Raw genomic sequence first — 17,904 nt, forward strand, 5'->3', positions numbered from 1 at the left:
CGTTGTACCGGGTTTACTTCCCGGTCCAATAGTCAAACGTCAGCAATCTGTTCTTGAAGAAGGCGTAAGGCAAATAACAATACCCTTGGTCCCCCCAACCCCGGCCCCACGAATTCCTCGCGATGACAACGCCCTGGCCTTTCTTCTTGCCGTCTCTATAGCCTACGGCAAGCATGGCATGGCCGCCGAGCAGCATCTCCTTGCTCCGGTTAGGATACGGAATTCGCCCGGTCCGCGCCGCCGCAAGGCTCTCGAACGAGGCATAAATCCATATGCCGAATACGACCGGCTGGCCGTCGGCCAACGCCGCTTTGATTCCTGCCAAATCGTGAATGCGGTGATAGCTCTCGATGCGGTACTCACCGGCGGTCGCTTCCGCTTCGCGGTCCGGCTTCACTTTGAATTTAGCTATCTGATAAGGCCACTCGCTTTCGGGACACACACCGATCTTCTGCAGCACCTTCATGCCGTCGCGAATGGTGGCGCCGGAATCCCGATTGACCGTTCCCTCCAAATCGCGTTCGTGCCAATAGTGAAACAGCCGGGATAACCGCAGATTGGCGTCCGGGTATCCGTTCTGTCTCAGCCAATATTCGCGAAGCCCGCTGACAATCGCATTCGACGTGCAAGAACCCAGGCTCCCTTGATTCACTACAGGAGACAGTCCCTTACGCAAGTCGACGGCAGCAGGCAGTTGAGATTCCCGAACATAATTTGCGCTTCGGTAATACAAATCGCGAAAGTCGCGCGGATCCCGTCTTACCGTCAGTTTCCGTTTCATCCGTTCCCCTCCCCGATGCTTCGCGCCCGTGTAATCCAGTGTATTCACCCATGGGCTGCAGCGTGCCAAAAGCGCGCATACCAGAGGCATGCGCGCGGCCGATCCTGCGTATTTATTTTTTCATCGCTTTCCGGTAAACGGCTAAGTATCGGTTCGTCATTCGGGACGTCGAGAACCGGCGTATGACGTACCTGCGGAGCGCTGCCGGTTCGGGGAAACGCCCCTGCTTGACTTTGGCGATCATTTCGGGGACGGACCGGCAGATCAGCTCGGGGAAGCCCGCCATGACCTCAGGCACCGCACCATGGTTCAACGCAATGACCGGCGTACCGCAGGCCATCGCTTCAATCATGACTAGCCCGAAGGGCTCCTCCCAGACCGTAGGGAACAACAGGCAGGAGGCGTGCTTCAACAGCTTCTGTTTTCTTCTGCCGCCTACAGGGCCGACGAATTTAATGTTGGGATTGCTGCGAATGCGCGGCATAATTTCCTTGCGAAACAAAGCCGCGTCCTTGACGGGCCCGGCAATGATGAGCTTGCGGTTCGTTTTTTCGGCAATCTCGATGGCATGCAGGACCCCTTTCTCACGCAAAATTCGTCCCATAAACACCATGACGTCGCTCTTTTTGGAACTGAATTCATATTCGTTCGGATTAATACCGTTGTAGATGAAATAGCCGCGATTGTTACCCATGACCATCTTCGCCCGTCTGGATACATAGACAGGATGCTTGACGCGCTGCCGAACGGGCAGATGCATCGTGCACACCGTAGGAATTCGCAGTTTGCGCGTACCCAAAGCCGAGGTGAACGTGTGATCGTGAATGACGTCGACGCGCGGAGGCAATTTGCGCAGCACGTACCCCCCGATCCCGGCGTCGCGAAGCCCTTTGGGGAACGGAATGAGTCTGGCACGTGTCCGACTGCCTTTAGCCGCGAACAGGATAACCTTGTGACCCTTTCGTACAAGGCTTTCGGTCAATTCATGAACAACCTTTTCCGTTCCTCCCTGATTCGTCGGCGGCAGCTTCTGGGCATCCGGATAATTGGATATCACTTGCACAATGTGAAGACGTTTCATTCACAGGTTCACTCCGTTTCCTTTATATTATCGTCATATGAATCTTGTAACATATCGAAATACGTTCGCAAGATTGCTAAGCTCTCTTTTCAAAATATGCAAGACTCCATGCATTGCCACGGACAAGTATCTTTCTCTCCAAAAATACTGGTTAAAAGAGGTCATAGGCAGCGCTTTCACTTTCGGCTATGATAGACCTGTGACGACGAATCACTTATGAAGAAAGGACCGACTGCTATGAGACAACTGACATCTTTGACTCGAACGTGCACAATGGGTCTGGCCGGTCTTGTAATGGCTGCGGCTCTGGCAGCTCCCGCAACGGCTCGCGAGAGCCAGTTTACTAGAAACGGTACGGGGCCCCTCTATTGGAGCACCTATGAATATCAATATACACATAATGCCCCTATGGACGAGGCGGAATGGAAAAAAAACATCGACTGGATTGCGAACGATTACAAACAGGCCGGGTACGACATGATTGCCTCTGACGGCTGGATCGAGGGCGCTCAGCGCACAAATGAAAACGGATACATTTTATCCCATAACGATGGCTGGCAGCACGATTGGGCGTATTGGTCTTCTTATATTCAGAAGAAGGGCATGAAGCTTGGCGTCTATTACAATCCGCTCTGGGTAACCCGAAGCGCTGCAGCCGATCCGACCAAGAAGGTCATCGGAACGAACTACAAAATTAGCGATATTGCCTCTTCCGCCGATAAGTTCAACGACGATCTGTACTGGGTCGATGTCACCAAGCCAGGAGCCAAGGAATATATTCAGGGTTATATCCAATATTTCAAAAATCTCGGGGTTCCTTATTTGAGAATCGACTTCCTCTCCTGGTACGAGACCGGCACGGATAAAGGCAGAACGATCGGTGTGAATCACGGATCGGCAAACTATCAAACCGCGCTGCGCTGGATGAAAGAAGCGGCCGGCGACGAGATGGAGCTGAGCCTTGTGATGCCGCATCTGAACAACCATGCTGCAGGCGAGCTGCCTTATGGCGACATGGTGCGGATTAACGAAGATCTGGCTCACGGCGGCTGGGAAAACCTGAGCGGACAACGGCAAAATTGGATGAACGGCTGGTCGCAGTGGGCGAACCCGTTCCAAGGCTTCACGGGCTTCTCCGACATTGCCGGACGCGGCTCCAACATGATTCTGGATGGCGATTTCATCCGGATGAATACGTTCCGAACCGATGAAGAACGCAAAAGCATCATCAATTTGTTCACAATGGCCGGCTCGCCGATCGCCATCACGGACCAATACGCCACCATCGGCAGCACCGGCGCCTTCTATAAGAACAAAAATATGCTGGAGCTGCATAATCAAGGCTTCGTAGGGAAGCCTTACTACAACAATGGGAATTCGTTCAGCAGCGATCCGCAGGCCAGAAATTCCGAGAAATGGCTCGGCCAATTGCCGGACGGCAGCTGGGTTGTCGGATTGTTCAACCGCTCCGATCAAGCCGCCGTGCGCTCTGTCGATTATGCCAAAGACTTGGGACTGAAGACGCCTGCGGCAACAACGGAGCTATGGACCGGGGCATCGCTTGGCAAGCTTGCGGCCTACTCCCCTTCGCTGCCCAAGCACGGCTCCCGCGTGGTGAAAATTGAGGCGGAAGGCTCGACTGTGAATTATGCGGCAGAAGTTGCGACATGGGTTGGCGGCACGCATTTTAACAATAACTATGCGGGTTATGAAGGCTTCGGATTCGTCGACGGCTTGAACGCCGCTGGCGCGAAAATCGTGTACGCGGTGGAGGCACCGGAAGACGGCGACTATGCGCTATCCTACCGCTATGCTACAGGTGACAAGGGTTCAAGTGCAAACAGTACGCTGCATGTAAGCGTTACCGATGAGCAAGGTGCTGCCGTTCAGCCTACGCGGGCAGTCGCCTTTGCTTCTACCGCCGGATGGAGCCATTGGTCCAATACGACAGGCCGCGTCCATCTGAAGAAAGGCGTGAATCTGATTACGCTGGAGCGGCAGAACTCCGATCAGGGCGAAATTCATTTGGACGGCATTACGCTGGATACGAACCCTCTGGCAAACGCGAATGCACTGCGGGTGATGAACGGCGATTGGGAAAGCGGTGACATTCGCGGTTGGCGCGAGTGGCACCCGGCCGGCCAAGCCCCCGCGTACGGCGTAGATTCGTTTGACGCCTACCAGGGCAGCTATAAGCTTTACTTCTGGAATACCCAAGCTTACAAACAGAGCGTCCATCAGATGCTGACCGGGCTGCCGAACGGCACTTATACCTTAAGCGCCCGGGTGAAAGAGACGGTCTACGGGAACAAGCCGAACACGGTCCGAATGGAGCTTAGCGAATACGGCGGATCACCGGTGTATAAGAACATCGTCCCTACAGCAGGCTATGTACGCATTCAAGCTAGCGCCAAAGTTTCGAACGGAAGGCTGGATATCGGATTTTACGTGGATTCGCCGGGCCTGACTTCCTTGCAAATCGATCAGGTGACGGTGGAGAAAACGAAGTAAGAAGCCGCCGCAAAAAGCCCGCAACGATGTTAACCATCGTTGCGGGCTTTCACTTGCAGTTTATCTCAAATAGCGTTGAAGCGGCAGTATTCCCTGCTTGCGAATACAGGCAGCAACCAGCTCTGCGACGGCAATGCCGCCTTGTTGCTGGAAATGCGTGTTGTCCTCGGCCCCTTGGGGGAAGTTCGGAAACTCTCCCGGCCAGGCCCATAAGAATAGCGACTTCGTTTCTTCCGGGCCGAGCGCTTCAAACAATCGCTTGCTCTCTGCGGCCAAATCGATCAGAACGACCTCTTCCGCTTCGGCCAGCTCCTTCATTGCCGTAATATAATCGCCATGCGTATCTATGAGCTTACCTTCGTTATCGAAAAATCTGCGCTGCACCGGCGTTACCAGAATCGGAGTCGCTCCCCGCTTCCGGGCTTCGCCGATATAGATCGACAAGTGCTCTTTGTACGTTGTATAAGGAGAAGTCGCCCGCTCCTCATCCAGCTTCTGGTCATTATGTCCGAATTGTATGAACAAATAATCGTTCGCATTGAGCTTCTCGAGGATCGGTTCGAACCGCCCTTCATTCAGAAAGCTTTTGGAACTGCGGCCGGAGACCGCATAGTTCGCCACCGCGGCGTCCGCTTTGAAGAACATCGGGAACATCTGCCCCCATCCCGCGTACGGATAACCTTCCAGCGGCTGATCGGTCACTGTGGAGTCTCCCACCAGGTAGAGGGTAGCCGCTTGCGGCGCGGAAACGATTTCCAAGGCGTTGATCCTCGGGGCAATCCCTGAGAAGGCGAGCCGTAGCTGCCCGTCTGTGACGTGCACGCTAAAGCTGTTCGCGGCAAATTCGCCTTCGGCTGTCCGGCACTCCGCCAGCAGCAGCCTCCCTTCACCGACCTTCAAGCCCGTACAAGTGGCGGATTTTGCATCGCCCATCAATGCATGAATCGTGTAGTTCCCGTCCGGCACATCCGCGATAAAGACGGCGCCGAGCGGAATACAGAAGTCCTGCCGCAGCGTACCCGGCTTCCCGCGATCACGCTCATAGATTGCCGCGCCTTCCATGAAGCCGTATCCGCTCTTCGCATTATACGTCGTACTGCCGCTAATCTTCGTGAATCCGGCTTTCGCGCTGCTTGTTTCCGGACCGAAGTCGAACTTCAAATGTATGCTCATCAGCTGTACCTTCCTACCATTCTCTGCGGTTCAGCAGGGAGGATAAGAACGTCAAGCCCAGCCCTTGACCCCAGCCTTGAATCCGCTTATACGGCACCCCTTTGTACCCGGCGAGATCCCTCATGACCGCGGTGCCCGCCGACACGCCCGTCACCGTACCGTCTTCGCTGATCCGGGAGAGGATGCCTTGAATCGACTTGTTCGTATATTTGTTATATAGCGGTCCGGCGCCGACAAGCGCTGCGGCGATACCGGCCGAGCCAGAGGTCTCCAAATAGGAATCCTTGTCCGTTAGCACCGTATGCCAGAGGCCGCTCTCATCCTGCAAACGAACCAGAGCGCTTAATTGATCGCGCAGAGAGCCTTCGATCATCATGAACGAAGGGTGCGTCACATGCACCAATTGCAAGGCGCGAGCCATCGTAATGGCAGCCCAAGAATTGCCGCGCGCCCAATAAATGCCTGACATATGATTCTGCGCCAGATTGTCCCAGCCGTGATAGTACAGGTTCGTCGTCCCGTCCTGCAAACAATTCTCATGACCGTGGTACTGCTTCAGCCCGTCTTCGAGATAATCGTCCCGCTTGAGCATGGAACCGATACGCACAAGGAAGTATCCCGCCATGAACATCGTATCCACCCAGGCCTGTTCAGGGAAATTGTACGTCTCCGAGTTTACGGTATGCTGGAAAATGCCGTCTCCGAAGCGCTCCGCTTCGTGGGTTAGGAAATCCGCCATCTGCGTCGCAATTTCGATATAGCGCTCTTCCCCTGTTTCCTTGTACAGCGTCAACAGGGAATGTCCGATCGAGATGCCGTTGACGGACAGCTTCGGCAGCCCGTCCTCCAGCTTCTCGTCAACCCAATCTTTCAACAGCTGCAAATACTCGGCTTTGCCGGTTGCTTCATAAGCTTCCGTAACCCCATAGAAAGCCACGCCCCCCGGCCAATCCCAATTAAAGTCCATGCGAAACGTTCGATGAACGACACGGTCTATCACGTTGCGAATTTCATCTTGATCGAATTGTAAAGCCGGCATCTCTTCAGTTCCTCCTTGTTGGTCGTATGTCATACGCTTCCTGCTATCCTTTCAAACCGCTCGTTGAGATCCCGTCAACAATATACTTCTGGAAGATGATAAATACGATAAAGATCGGAAGAAGCGATACGGTTGACATCGCGAACATACCGCCCCAGTTGTTCAAGGATTCGCTATCCAGGAACAGCTTCAGTGCAAGTGAAACCGGATACATCTCCGCGTTGTTCAAGTAAAGCAGCGGGGTATAGAAATCGTCCCATCTCCAGTAGAAGGAGAAGATCGCCGCCGTAACAAGGGCCGGAACAATGAGCGGTACGATAATTTTGAAGAAAATGCTGTATTTGCTGCAGCCGTCCATTTTGGCCGCCTCGTCAAGCTCGCCCGGAATCGTGCGAATGAATTGCATAATGAGAAAGATAAAGAACGGAATGCCGAAAAATTGCGGTACGATAATCGGTTTGAAGCTGGATAACCAGCCGATCTTGGCGAACAATACATACTGCGAGATGATTGTAACATCATGCGGCAGCAGCAGCGTCAGCATGACCATGGAAAACCAGAATTGGCTTCCTGCGAACTTGATGCGTGCGAAACCGTAACCCACCAGGGCTGAGGAAGCGACTGCACCAATGGTCGACAAGATGACGATGATGAAGCTGTTTTTCATAAAGGTCGCGAAGGTAATGCCCGCAAAGCCTTTCCATCCGGACAAGTAATTGCTCCACTCCAAGCGGCTTGGAATCAGGCTGGTGGCGGTCGTATAGATTTCTTCATTAGGCTTCAGGGAACTGGCGACCAGCCACAGTATCGGATAAATCGCTGTTATCGCAATCAGACAAACGATGAGATGGTACAGCACGGTTTTGATATTTTTAGCGCGTAGAGCCATGTCAGACCCCTCCTAGTTCTCGTAGTGAACCCAATATTTCGACGTTTTGAAAATGATCAGCGTGATAACACCGATCAAGATCAGCATAAACCAAGCCATGGCGGAAGCATAACCCATCTCGAAGAAGGTGAACGCCCGGTGGAATAAGTACAACGAATATAGCAGTGTATTGTTAAGCGGTCCGCCTTCACCATTGGAGATAATGTACGCCGGTGTGAACGTCAGGAAGCCCGAAATCGTTTGCAAAATCAAGTTGAACAGAATGATTGGACTTAGCAGCGGCAGCGTGATATTGAAAAATTGGCGAACCTTGCTGGCGCCGTCAACGCTTGCAGCCTCGTAATACGAACCGGGAATGTTCTTCAGACCGGCCAGGAAAATGAGCATCGACGATCCGAACTGCCATACGGACAGGAGCACGAGCGTGCCGAGCGCCGTTGCCGGATACCCGATCCAGGAGGTTGTCGTGTGAATGCCGATATTGTCCAGGAACGCGTTAATCAAACCTTTGTCACCGAAAATTTGGCGCCACATAATCGATACCGCAACGCTTCCGCCAATCAAAGACGGCAAGTAGTACGTTGCGCGGTAGAACCCGATCCCTCTTACTGCGCGGTTTAGCAGCATGGCAACCAACAAAGCGATAATCAGCCGCATCGGGACTGACGTAAGGACATAAATGAGTGTTACACGAATTGAGTCTATGATTTTGTCGTCATTGGTGAACATTTTCTCGTAATTCGCCAGCCCTACCCATCTCGGAGGCGACAGCAAATCATATTCGGTGAATGAGAAATACAGCGATGAAAACATCGGAAACAGCGTGAAGATAAGAAATCCGAGAATGAAAGGCGAGACAAACACATAGCCGACTATGTGATCATTTTCACGTAGTTTCATAGTTCCACTTCCTTTTGCTCTATTTATAGGGGGGCGGCCCCCATTTTCAAATTGAGCCGCCCTGCGTTACAGCTTGCGTTAGCGCTTCTTATTTTTCGCTAAAATGGCATTCGCTTCACTCATAAATTTGATGGCGGCTTCTTCGACCGAAATTTTGCGGAACAAGATTTGTTCCTGCATATCCCGCAGCAGCTTGCTCACTTCCGCCGATCCGATCGGATCGGGCGGGTCCATCGGTCTGCTGTTCTGCTCCGCCCAGGCGATATAATCGTAGACCTTCCGGTCTTCGACGGACAGCGAAGGCTTCAGAGCTTCCTTCACTTTGCTCGAAATCGGAATCCCCCGGTCGCCATTGATCAGCTTGTTGGCTTCCACATCGTTCAGAAACCAGGAGATGAATTTCGCAGCTTCCGTCTTCTGCTTGGAGCTCTTGGCAATGGAGAACAGCATCGTGGGCTTCAAGTATAAGCCCAGCTTCCCATTCGGCCCAGGCAGCCCGATTAAGTTCAGAGGCTTCTTGGCCGCCTCCTGCAGCGTCGCGAATTGATTGGACCAAGCCATCGTCATGAACCCGTCCCCCAGCGCAATGGGGTTTTCCTCCGGCGTCAGCTTGGACAGAGACTCTTTATCCCAGCTTCGCATGTAGCCGGCTTCGTACCATTTGAGATACATCGTGAAGTAATCTATGAAATATCGGGGGTCGCTAAACCCAAGACTTGTGCCATCCGGGTTGAAATAATGCTGATTCTGCGTGCGCAAATAATACGGAAAAAACTGATCGAACCGCATATGATCCAGCACTTTGCCTTGCTGCTTCATTCGCTTGGCGATTTGCTCCAAATCGTTCCACGTCCAGTTCGCAGGTATCGAGGAGATCCCCGCTTCCTGCAGCATCGTGGCATCGAAAGTTGTGCCCATCGCATTAAATCCGAGCGGAATGCCGTACAGTTTGCCTTCGACCCGGCCGGCATCGACCGACTTCGGCACTGCCGAGCTCACATCGATCGTTCCGCTGCGCGCAAGCTCCGACAAATCTTCCAATTGTTCTTTCGTCCCGTATTGGGTCAAGTACGAAATGTCCATCTGAATAATATCCGGCAGTTGATTGGCCGCCGCTTGCGGTGCAAGCTTCTTCCAGTAGTCGTCGAAGCCGGCATACTCGGTATCGATCTGCACGTTCGGATTCTGCTTCCGGTACATTTCGATCAGCTTCAACGTATAGTCGTGTCTGGCTTGGCCGCCCCACCAGGCTATCCTCAGCTTCACCTCTTGCTTGCGATCGTTATTTCCGCTCTCAACGGTCTTAGGCGTTCCGCTTGCTGGCGGTTGATTCGCGCTGCATCCGATCATAGCCATCATCAGTGGAATCAGGAGCAGGGACGGTAATCTTCTGCGTTTCATCGTTCGCTTCCCCCTAAATACCTTGCGCTCCACATTTCTTATTATGGGCTTACAGGAGCCAAAGTTGAATCAAAATTACCGCGATAAATGTTTAAAAAACAGTGTATACCCCTGTCACATCGACAGCTTCTTATACTCCGAAGGCGCACAGCCGGCAATCTTCTTGAACACTTGCGAGAAGTATTGCGGATTGTCGCCGAAGCCTAATTGTTCGGCCAATTCGAACATTTTGACGTCGTCGTTCGCTTTAATAAGCTCCATCGCTTTCTTGATGCGAACGGTCACCACATAGTTCGAGAATCGCTCACCGGTCTCTTTTTTGAACAATTTTCCCAAATAGTCCGGATTCATATACAGCATTTTGTGCGCAACCCAGTTCAGCGACAATTCCGGGTTGGACAGCTCCGCATTCACGATATCGATGACCTTCTGAACGACCTGTGAATGCTTGTTCCGGTTCTGTTCGAAGATCCCGCGGGTAATCTCGGAAGCGGTTTGTTTCAGCAGTTGAATGCTTCCCTGAAGCGTCTCCATCAGCGAGATTTGCCCGATTAGGCCCATGTACTGATGCATTTGCGGTTCCGCGCAAAGCCTCGTCATGGAGATGAACGTTTGGATGACGTACGATTTCGTCGTCTCGATGTCCAACCGGGAATTGACCAGCAGGTCTTGAAAGGCTTCGATACCCGCTTCGGCTTCCTCCCAGTTGCCTGCCCGAATCGGCAGCAGGATCCGGTCTTCGTCGTGAACGAAATCCGCTTGGCTGGGCACAGCGGAATCCAAAATATCGCGCATCGTAATCAGACCGCCTTCGCCCAGGTAGAACCGGTGGCTTAAGCAATCCAGCGCTTGCAAGTAGAGCCTGCGGGCTTCCCCGATCTCCCCGGCTTCACTTAAGGCGGCCGTCGTATCAATTTTATAATACAGCATGAAAATACGCCGGATTTCTGCAATTTGCTCGTGCAGACGCTGCATATCTTCTTGATCCTCGATCAGAACGATGATCTGTTCCGCTACGGTCGAGCTTAACAGCGGCTCGTCAAGAATGTCTTCGGCAATATTTTTCACTGCAAACAAATGCTCGTACTCGAACTTGTCCTCCATCCGGAACATCAGCAGCCGGACTTTCTTCCCGCTGACATGCAGCCCGAACAAATCCTGATAATATTCCCAATCCCGGCTCCCGTACGATTTATTCGTTACGAATTCCTTCAGAAACTGCTCTTTCACGTGAGGCAGCACCTTCTGCAGGTTCGCTTTCATCGATCGGACGAAATCCTCCTTGCTCTCCTCTTGCTTATACTCCGCGACAATTTCGCCCAGCGCCTTCAGAATGCTGTTCTCGTTGCATGGCTTCAGCAAATAATGTTTGACACCGTGCTGCATCGCGATTTGCGCATATTCGAATTCGTCGAACCCCGACAGCATAATAAAACGGGTATGCGGGTGCGTCTCCTTCGTTTTGGCCACCAACTGCAGACCGTCCATACCCGGCATCCGAATATCGCTGATCACGATATCAGGCTCATGCTCGCAAATGAAGGCATAAGCCTCGATGCCGTTGCGCGCCGTGCCGATCAGCTTCGTTCCGGCGGACGGCCAGTCCACGATCGAGGAAATCCCTTCCAGTATCATTCGTTCATCGTCAACCAACAGCACTTTATACATAGGTCATGAACCTCTTTTCGTCATCGGAATTCGTATCGTAATGCAGGCACCGCCGGACGCGCGATTCTCAACCTGAATGCCGTAATCGTCGCCGAACGTCAGCTTGATCCGTTCATCGATATTTTTCAAGCCGATGCCTGTGCCTTTGGATTTGCGCTCGCCGTTCAATATCTGCTCCAAGTACCCTTCATCGATACCTGGACCGTTATCTTCGACAACAAGCAGTACCGTCTCATCCTCTTCTCTGCCGGTTATCCGAATTTGGCACGGCTCCAGCATCACTTCTACCGCATACTTAATCGCATTCTCCAGCAGCGGCTGAAGTGTCAGCTTCGGGATGCTCTGCGTCTTAATCGAATCGGGAACATCCAACCGGAAATCCAGCCGTTCCTCGAAGCGGACCTTCTGAATGGTGATATAATGCTCCACCAGCTTCAACTCGTCTTCGATCGCAATCATATCCTGTTTAAGGCTGATCGACGAGCGCAGCAGATAGCCCAGCGATTCGACCATTTGGGAGACTTGCTTCTGTCCGTTCATCTTGGAGATCCAGTTGATGGATTCCAGCGTGTTATATAGAAAATGCGGATTAATTTGCGCTTGCAGGGAGCGGAACTCGGTTTCTTTGATGATAAGCTGCTTCGTATAGTTCTCTTTGATCAATTCCTGTATCCGCACGATCATCATGCGGTATGTTCGTTGGAGCAGCCCTACTTCATCCATTTGATTGGAGACAGGCAGCAGCGGCGGCAGCTCCGAATTCTCCAGATCCCCGATTTGCAGTCCCCGCATGTTGCTGATCAAGCCCTCGATCGGCCGTGTAACACTACGGGCAACCGCCATACCGAAACCGACAAGCAGGAAGAAGGAGATGAGGAACGCGGCGATCATCCAATTTTTCATCAATATGATATTGTGGAAAATCGTTTGGAACGGCAGCGTGTTATAATATGTCCAGCCCAAATAGTCCGAATGAATATGGGACACGAAATATTGGTCGCCGTCCTGCTCCAGGATGCGAAACCCTTTCGGCGATAGTCCGAATGTGCTGTCTTCGCTAATCAACGAAGTGGTGCTGACCGAACGGGGGTAAATCAGATGGCCGTCGGAGACGATGACCAGCTCCCCTTCTCGGGTGACCGCTTCTCTGGCATACTGATTCACCATTTTATCCAAGTTGACATGCAGCACGAGACTGCCCAGCTTCTTCAGCTCCAAATTGTCGGAGGATCGGATCTGCCGGGTTGCGATCAGACTGTAATCCAAGTCGTCCGGGTTCACCCAACCCAAGCTGCCGGCGCCGCGGTCCGACGTTTCTTGAATCAATTGTCTCCGTTCCGGCGTAAGCGTTGTCAAGTTGCCGCTGGAATAGCTGTTCCCCTTCACATCGGTAATATCAGCCGCCATAATATACGTCTCCGAGTTCATATACTGCACCAGCCGGTCAACGAGCTTAGCGCGGGACTGAATGCGGATATAATCGGATTCGTTCGAATTCATCACGATCAAGTGCTGCTGAATCTGTTCGTCGGACATAATCGAGAACGTCAACCGCTCCACTTTATTCAACTCATTCTCGATCAAGGTCGATGAGAGATTCAATACTTGAGAAGATTTTTCATAAATTTGCTGATCGTACATCGAGAAGGCGATCTGCAGCCCGACTAATGAAATACTTGAGCTGACAGCCATTGAGATCGTAATCAGCAAGAACAGTTTGGCTTTAATGCGCATATTACGGATTTCGTCAAACCATAGGCGAAAGCCCATTTTCATGATGGATCACCACATTTCGTTCTAAGTAAGAGACCTGTAGCAGTCTTCGCGGTTGGGCATATTATTCCCTTTATAAAAAGTAAAAAAGGACGTTGGGAATGATTCCCAACATCCTTGGCGGTCAAATATTTGGGGCAATCCATGGATTGGCTTGATGCGGCATCTCCGCAATAACGGTTACCGTTGACTGCTTGTGAACGAAGCCTCTAGGCCAAATAAAATACTTCGCGCATCGGCTGAATCGGGACGGCTTCACGGAAATCGAATGAGCCCACGACCATCTTGGACGTAATCGCGTTCCAACGGTTGCAAGCTTCGCTCTCAGCCAAGTAAGCGAAAGCTTTCTCCAAATCGTCGCAGTGGAACACATAGAAAAATTGATTGCCGTTCTGGAAAATGGAATAATCCCGGATCCCCGCTTTGCTGTGCTCCACCATAATTTCCGGCCAAGGAGCCAAATGCATACGTACGTATTCCTCCAGATCTTCCTCCCGAATCGTCCATGTCCATGCGAATTTACCGCTGCCTGTCATGCGTTTCACCCTCTCCTAATGTTGGATCACTCATGCTTTTACTTTAGCGCGCCCACCTCGTTCCGTCAATGCTTATCCTCATAAAAATAAAGAAAAACAAAAAACGGAAGCCCTGGAGGCCGCCGTTTTTTTGTCTTTAAATTTGTTTTTCTTTGATCGTCAAGATCAAAAACCAAATAAAGAAAGCGAAACAAAGAAATGCAAGGAAGCCGTACCCGCCAAAAATGTCATGCTTCCCTGCGAAATAGCCGAATCCCAAGCCGGCGAACGTATTCAGTGCATGTTCGCCAAGCGATTGGAAAGAATCGATGGTTGCCCGCATCGAGGAGCCGATTCGATGGTGCAGGTAGCCTGCCGACAGAGGCTCCATGACGCCTGCGAACAAGCAGACAGCCAGCATGGCGGCGAGTCCCGCATAGCCCTGACTCAGCGACACACAGGCGAAGCCAAGGGTCATGCCACCCGTGATAACAACAATCAACGTGCGGTAGCTGTACCGGCGCACCAGTGTATAAGCGAGCAGATTGCCCGGCAGCTGCAGCAGCATGATGGCGGCGGACAGGGCGCCGAAGAACAGGACCGGCATGCCGAGCCGGCTGGCGTACAGCTGCCAGAACTCTTCGATATAGCTCATCGCCGCACCGGTTACCATGCCGGAGATCATCACGAGACAGATCTTCGGGTTGCGCCGAAAGAATCGCAGCGATTCCTTCACATAAGCGCTCGCTGGGATCGAGGCTTCCTCCTCCGCAGCTTCTCTCCGCGGCTCGACAAGCAGGAAAGCCAGTAGAAGCGCTATCGCTGCGCTGACCAATGAAATCCAATAGTTCAGCTTCAGACCGAAGTGGCCCGCCAGAAAGCTTCCGCTGAGCGCCGCCAGGATGGCGGCGACGAAGTCACAGGCGTTCAATCGTCCCAGCGTTCGCTCGAACAGCGGCGCCTTCCCTTGCTCCTGCAGCGTATCATAGAGCAGAGCATTCTCCGAACCGCTGCTCGCACAGCGCGATATGCCCGCCAAGAAAGTGACCAGCGCAAAGTGCCAAAACTCACTCGCGCAGATCAGAATGGCGAATTCGCTGCATCCGAGCAGCGCGCTCAGCAGGAGCATGTTTTTACGGCCCCACTTGTCTGCCAGAATGCCGGTCGGCACCTCCAACAGCACGATGGTCAGGGCAAATATGATTTCCGTATACACGACCATCGGAATGGTCATGCCCCGTTCCTCCCAGTACAACCGTTCGATCACGTAGGCCGGGATGAGGCTTGAGAAAAAACGAAAAGCAAACAAAATCCGTAAGTTGAATCGGCTTGCCATGCGCGAAGCTCCTTTCCGTTATGGATGTGTGTATTCAACACGCAACCGCAACGGCGGGGCCCGCGAGCAGCAGAAGATCAGGTCTTAGCAGGGCGGTCTGGCTAACGCAGTCAATCTCATCATGCGCGCGCTCCTTCTCCGTCTTGTAACAGCCATTTATTGGGCTAACAATACCTTATATTGTTTAATAACGCTAAAGTGCATACCTTCATGATACAAATTAAAACTGAGAAATTGCTCGAGCGATTCCAGCTTCATTCCTGCCGAAGTCGTATAAGGAGGCACCTCGTCTTGCAGATAGGGCGCAAGCTGGCGGATTCGCGCCGGCTGTTCCTTCAGCAAGGCCGTCAGCTCTTGCAAGGTCGGGACGGCAAGGCCAGGCGGCGCCGTTAACGGAGACGTCTTGAATTCGAACTGTTCCTTGAATCCTTCGGGAACGAGCGTAGGACGTCCCGTGAATTGAAAAGCAAACCGTTCCAATACGACATAAATATGGCCTAGCTGCCACCGGATCGAATTGCGGAAGCCATCCGGAATCCGGTCTGCCGTCTCCTCGGAGATTCCCTCCACCGCTTTGAGAACCTGCGATCTTACGAAATCCAGCTGATTGAATAAAAAGTGCTCCATCGTCCTCACTCCTCCAGTTTTTCATTTGTGGCCTATTGTAGCATATTTCTCCGATTGGAAGTACATGGAATTTCAGGTCCTTTGGCTTAGCCAACGCACACTGTTCAGCACTAACCGCCGGTAAGCCTGAGGCGAGAAGGATGGGGCATGATGGCCGGGCTGCAGATAAACGACCTTCCCAAGTCCATATGCATGCTCCCATGCGGCGGGATACCGCTTGCCTTCGTATTCAAACTCCATGAACACGTTCTTCTTCGTGAATGGATCGAACTCGAACATGTAAGGCTCTTCCTCCAGCACAAAATCGGCTACGCCTTCCAGGAGAGGATGATTGGCGTCAGTTCCGTAATAAGCCAGCTTCTGATAGGGGGGATGCCCGGTGAATTGGGCGCCTATCATTTGCAGCAGCTCGTAGCTGCGCTGAAGCGAGATGCCGTTGTGAATGACAAGCAGACTTCCCCCGCCGGCTACATAGCGAAGCAGCCCCGCCGTTTGCCCGCGAGTGAGGTCTCTCTTCCAGCAATCGGTATAGGAAATGCAAACGGGATACGCCTCCGGCTCAAGGCAGGCGAAGCTGTCATAATTCTCCGTAGCCGTCAATTCGAATTCGTCTCCGAGTATGCCGGCAAGCTCGCTTCTCGCCGGCTCTAACGGATGCCAAGGAGCATCCGCCATATCACCGACCATCCATATTCTCGTACGCTTGTTCATAGCCTCTTCTCTCCTCATCTCCCAAGTTTACCAAGGCAGTTCGTTTCCGGTATCCGCTTCGATATACAGCGGCAGCTCGCGAAGCTGGTCCCCGTGCTCCTCGATCCGGCTTACGATATGAGCTGCAGCTTCCTCCGCCGTATACGTGCCGGCCGGATTCCATTCCCCGCTCATATACGATTTGACCCAGCCGGGATGAATCAGGAGCACCCTTCCGCCTTCCTTGCGAATCTTGTTATGTATAATCGTGGAGCCCATATTGAGCGCGGCTTTGGCCATACAGTATCCGAACCATGCTTCCCGGTTGCTGCTCCCGACGCTGCCGGCTTCGGAAGAAATGTTGACAATCAGCTTGCCGCCGTTCATGACCGGTTCGATTAACGCGTTCGACACCCGGATGGCGCCGACGGCCGTCACATTGTACACCCGCTGAATGTCGTCGAAATCCAGCTCGTCATGCACCGTCTTGACCGTGTCGCCCAGAATCGCCGCATTGTTAATGAGCAGGTCCAGCCGATCGGTCTTGCTTGTGATGAACTTCGCAGCCTCTTTCACGCTTTCGTCGGAACCGACGTCCAGCCGGAACGCCTGCAGCTTGTCCGGATACCGCTCGGCAAGCTTCGCCAGCTCCTCATGGCAGCCGCGAATCCCTCCTGCGTATACGATACATCCTTGACCAAGCAGCCGTTCCGTCATCGCGAGGCCAATGCCCCGGTCTGTTCCCGTAATACAAACGGATTTCCCCTGTAACATTCGACGTCCTCCCCCAAGCCCCATAATTTAGCCTTGCTTCAGTTCTTTCACCGTGCCGTCGCTGCAGCCTACGATGACGCCCGCCACCATGCCGATGAATAACCCGTTATCGACAACGCCCGGAATGCGGTTGATGGCATCGTGGCATTCGCTCGGGAGCGCGATTCGCTGGAACTCGCAATCCATGATGTAATTGCCGTTATCCGTAACGTAGGGCTGTCCTTCAACCATTCTCACATGGGGCTCGCAGCCTAACGCGCGCAGCTTCTTGCGAGTAAGCTCCCAACCGAAGGGCACGACCTCCACCGGCAGATGGAATCGTCCCAGCTCCCGGACGACTTTGCTCTCATCCACAACGACGATCAGCTTCCTGCTTGCCGCGGCTATAATCTTCTCGCGAAGCAGTGCGCCTCCGCCGCCTTTGATTACATTCCACGCGCCATCGACTTCGTCCGCGCCGTCAATCGTGATATCCAGCTCTTCGATGTCGGCGAGCGGGATCAAGGGGATGCCCAGCTCCACGGCCAGCCGCTCGGACTGCACGGATGTCGCCGCCGCTTGAATCCGGAGTCCGCCTTTTACTTTTCTGCCAATCTGCTGGATAGCCCAATAGGCCGTCGAGCCCGTACCCAAGCCTACGATCATCCCGTCCTGAATTGCCTCTACCGCTTTCTCGGCTGCCGCCCGTTTGCTGTTCTCATGAGCCATCGGCCATTCTCATTCCCTTCTGTTCGAGACATCCTGTC

The 17,904-nt window shown here is 52.9% G+C and carries 16 protein-coding genes; 1 reads left to right on the forward strand and 15 read right to left on the reverse strand.

The features are described from left to right. Positions 1–13: 13 nt before the first annotated feature. Positions 14–781 carry a C1 family peptidase gene (locus PUT07_RS16910; RefSeq protein WP_274469468.1) on the reverse strand — a complete coding sequence of 256 codons (768 nt, stop codon included), beginning with the start codon at positions 779–781 and terminating at the stop codon, positions 14–16. Between the two features lie 112 nt (positions 782–893). After that, positions 894–1,862, reverse strand: coding sequence for a glycosyltransferase family 4 protein (locus PUT07_RS16915; protein ID WP_274469470.1), 969 nt, complete (start codon positions 1,860–1,862; stop codon positions 894–896). A gap of 237 nt (positions 1,863–2,099) precedes the next feature. Here PUT07_RS16915 and PUT07_RS16920 point away from each other — a divergent pair, with 237 nt between their 5' ends. Continuing rightward, positions 2,100–4,373, forward strand: coding sequence for a hypothetical protein (locus tag PUT07_RS16920; RefSeq protein WP_274469471.1), 2,274 nt, complete (start codon positions 2,100–2,102; stop codon positions 4,371–4,373). Positions 4,374–4,433: 60 nt separating this feature from the next. Here the strand turns inward: PUT07_RS16920 and PUT07_RS16925 are convergent, their stop codons facing one another. The 13 genes from PUT07_RS16925 to rpiA form a co-directional block, all read right to left on the reverse strand. Beyond that, the gene (locus tag PUT07_RS16925) at positions 4,434–5,546 is read right to left on the reverse strand and encodes a rhamnogalacturonan acetylesterase (RefSeq protein ID WP_274469472.1); all 1,113 of its coding nucleotides are present in this window, start codon (positions 5,544–5,546) and stop codon (positions 4,434–4,436) included. A 13-nt stretch (positions 5,547–5,559) separates the two neighbouring features. Then, entirely contained in the window at positions 5,560–6,585 is a 1,026-nt protein-coding gene (locus PUT07_RS16930; RefSeq protein WP_274469474.1) for a glycoside hydrolase family 88/105 protein, read from the reverse strand. Between the two features lie 43 nt (positions 6,586–6,628). Beyond that, entirely contained in the window at positions 6,629–7,474 is an 846-nt protein-coding gene (locus PUT07_RS16935; RefSeq protein ID WP_274469475.1) for a carbohydrate ABC transporter permease, read from the reverse strand. Positions 7,475–7,486: 12 nt separating this feature from the next. After that, positions 7,487–8,374 carry a carbohydrate ABC transporter permease gene (locus tag PUT07_RS16940; RefSeq protein WP_274469476.1) on the reverse strand — a complete coding sequence of 296 codons (888 nt, stop codon included), beginning with the start codon at positions 8,372–8,374 and terminating at the stop codon, positions 7,487–7,489. 78 nt (positions 8,375–8,452) lie between these two features. Continuing rightward, positions 8,453–9,775, reverse strand: a complete 1,323-nt coding sequence (locus tag PUT07_RS16945) for an ABC transporter substrate-binding protein (RefSeq protein ID WP_274469477.1) — start codon at positions 9,773–9,775, stop codon at positions 8,453–8,455. Positions 9,776–9,889: 114 nt separating this feature from the next. Continuing rightward, positions 9,890–11,443, reverse strand: a complete 1,554-nt coding sequence (locus PUT07_RS16950; protein ID WP_274469478.1) for a response regulator — start codon at positions 11,441–11,443, stop codon at positions 9,890–9,892. A gap of 3 nt (positions 11,444–11,446) precedes the next feature. Further along, positions 11,447–13,219, reverse strand: coding sequence for a cache domain-containing sensor histidine kinase (locus tag PUT07_RS16955; RefSeq protein WP_274469479.1), 1,773 nt, complete (start codon positions 13,217–13,219; stop codon positions 11,447–11,449). 206 nt (positions 13,220–13,425) lie between these two features. Beyond that, positions 13,426–13,752, reverse strand: a complete 327-nt coding sequence (locus PUT07_RS16960; protein ID WP_274470857.1) for an L-rhamnose mutarotase — start codon at positions 13,750–13,752, stop codon at positions 13,426–13,428. Positions 13,753–13,888: 136 nt separating this feature from the next. Next, positions 13,889–15,067, reverse strand: coding sequence for an MFS transporter (locus tag PUT07_RS16965; protein WP_274469480.1), 1,179 nt, complete (start codon positions 15,065–15,067; stop codon positions 13,889–13,891). Positions 15,068–15,223: 156 nt separating this feature from the next. Next, positions 15,224–15,694, reverse strand: a complete 471-nt coding sequence (locus PUT07_RS16970; RefSeq protein ID WP_274469481.1) for a DinB family protein — start codon at positions 15,692–15,694, stop codon at positions 15,224–15,226. Between the two features lie 72 nt (positions 15,695–15,766). Beyond that, positions 15,767–16,405: a ThuA domain-containing protein gene (locus PUT07_RS16975; RefSeq protein WP_274469483.1), complete on the reverse strand. Its 639-nt coding sequence runs from the start codon at positions 16,403–16,405 to the stop codon at positions 15,767–15,769. A 27-nt stretch (positions 16,406–16,432) separates the two neighbouring features. Continuing rightward, complete coding sequence (locus tag PUT07_RS16980) at positions 16,433–17,158, reverse strand: SDR family NAD(P)-dependent oxidoreductase (RefSeq protein ID WP_274469484.1); 726 nt, start codon at positions 17,156–17,158, stop codon at positions 16,433–16,435. A 27-nt stretch (positions 17,159–17,185) separates the two neighbouring features. Beyond that, complete coding sequence (gene rpiA / locus PUT07_RS16985; protein WP_274469485.1) at positions 17,186–17,866, reverse strand: ribose-5-phosphate isomerase RpiA; 681 nt, start codon at positions 17,864–17,866, stop codon at positions 17,186–17,188. Between the last annotated feature and the right edge of the window lie 38 nt (positions 17,867–17,904).

It is taken from the genome of Paenibacillus sp. MAHUQ-63 (genome assembly GCF_028765165.1).
Taxonomy (GTDB): Bacteria; Bacillota; Bacilli; order Paenibacillales; family NBRC-103111; genus Paenibacillus_E.

What these genes read in the sequence shown, in the direction of transcription:
- PUT07_RS16910 (WP_274469468.1), bottom strand. Translation starts at nt 781, where the DNA reads ATGAAACGGAAACTGACGGTAAGACGGGATCCGCGCGACTTTCGCGAT.
- PUT07_RS16915 (WP_274469470.1), bottom strand. Translation starts at nt 1,862, where the DNA reads ATGAAACGTCTTCACATTGTGCAAGTGATATCCAATTATCCGGATGCC.
- PUT07_RS16920 (WP_274469471.1), top strand. Translation starts at nt 2,100, where the DNA reads ATGAGACAACTGACATCTTTGACTCGAACGTGCACAATGGGTCTGGCC.
- PUT07_RS16925 (WP_274469472.1), bottom strand. Translation starts at nt 5,546, where the DNA reads ATGAGCATACATTTGAAGTTCGACTTCGGTCCGGAAACAAGCAGCGCG.
- PUT07_RS16930 (WP_274469474.1), bottom strand. Translation starts at nt 6,585, where the DNA reads ATGCCGGCTTTACAATTCGATCAAGATGAAATTCGCAACGTGATAGAC.
- PUT07_RS16935 (WP_274469475.1), bottom strand. Translation starts at nt 7,474, where the DNA reads ATGGCTCTACGCGCTAAAAATATCAAAACCGTGCTGTACCATCTCATC.
- PUT07_RS16940 (WP_274469476.1), bottom strand. Translation starts at nt 8,374, where the DNA reads ATGAAACTACGTGAAAATGATCACATAGTCGGCTATGTGTTTGTCTCG.
- PUT07_RS16945 (WP_274469477.1), bottom strand. Translation starts at nt 9,775, where the DNA reads ATGAAACGCAGAAGATTACCGTCCCTGCTCCTGATTCCACTGATGATG.
- PUT07_RS16950 (WP_274469478.1), bottom strand. Translation starts at nt 11,443, where the DNA reads ATGTATAAAGTGCTGTTGGTTGACGATGAACGAATGATACTGGAAGGG.
- PUT07_RS16955 (WP_274469479.1), bottom strand. Translation starts at nt 13,219, where the DNA reads ATGAAAATGGGCTTTCGCCTATGGTTTGACGAAATCCGTAATATGCGC.
- PUT07_RS16960 (WP_274470857.1), bottom strand. Translation starts at nt 13,752, where the DNA reads ATGACAGGCAGCGGTAAATTCGCATGGACATGGACGATTCGGGAGGAA.
- PUT07_RS16965 (WP_274469480.1), bottom strand. Translation starts at nt 15,067, where the DNA reads ATGGCAAGCCGATTCAACTTACGGATTTTGTTTGCTTTTCGTTTTTTC.
- PUT07_RS16970 (WP_274469481.1), bottom strand. Translation starts at nt 15,694, where the DNA reads ATGGAGCACTTTTTATTCAATCAGCTGGATTTCGTAAGATCGCAGGTT.
- PUT07_RS16975 (WP_274469483.1), bottom strand. Translation starts at nt 16,405, where the DNA reads ATGAACAAGCGTACGAGAATATGGATGGTCGGTGATATGGCGGATGCT.
- PUT07_RS16980 (WP_274469484.1), bottom strand. Translation starts at nt 17,158, where the DNA reads ATGTTACAGGGGAAATCCGTTTGTATTACGGGAACAGACCGGGGCATT.
- rpiA (WP_274469485.1), bottom strand. Translation starts at nt 17,866, where the DNA reads ATGGCTCATGAGAACAGCAAACGGGCGGCAGCCGAGAAAGCGGTAGAG.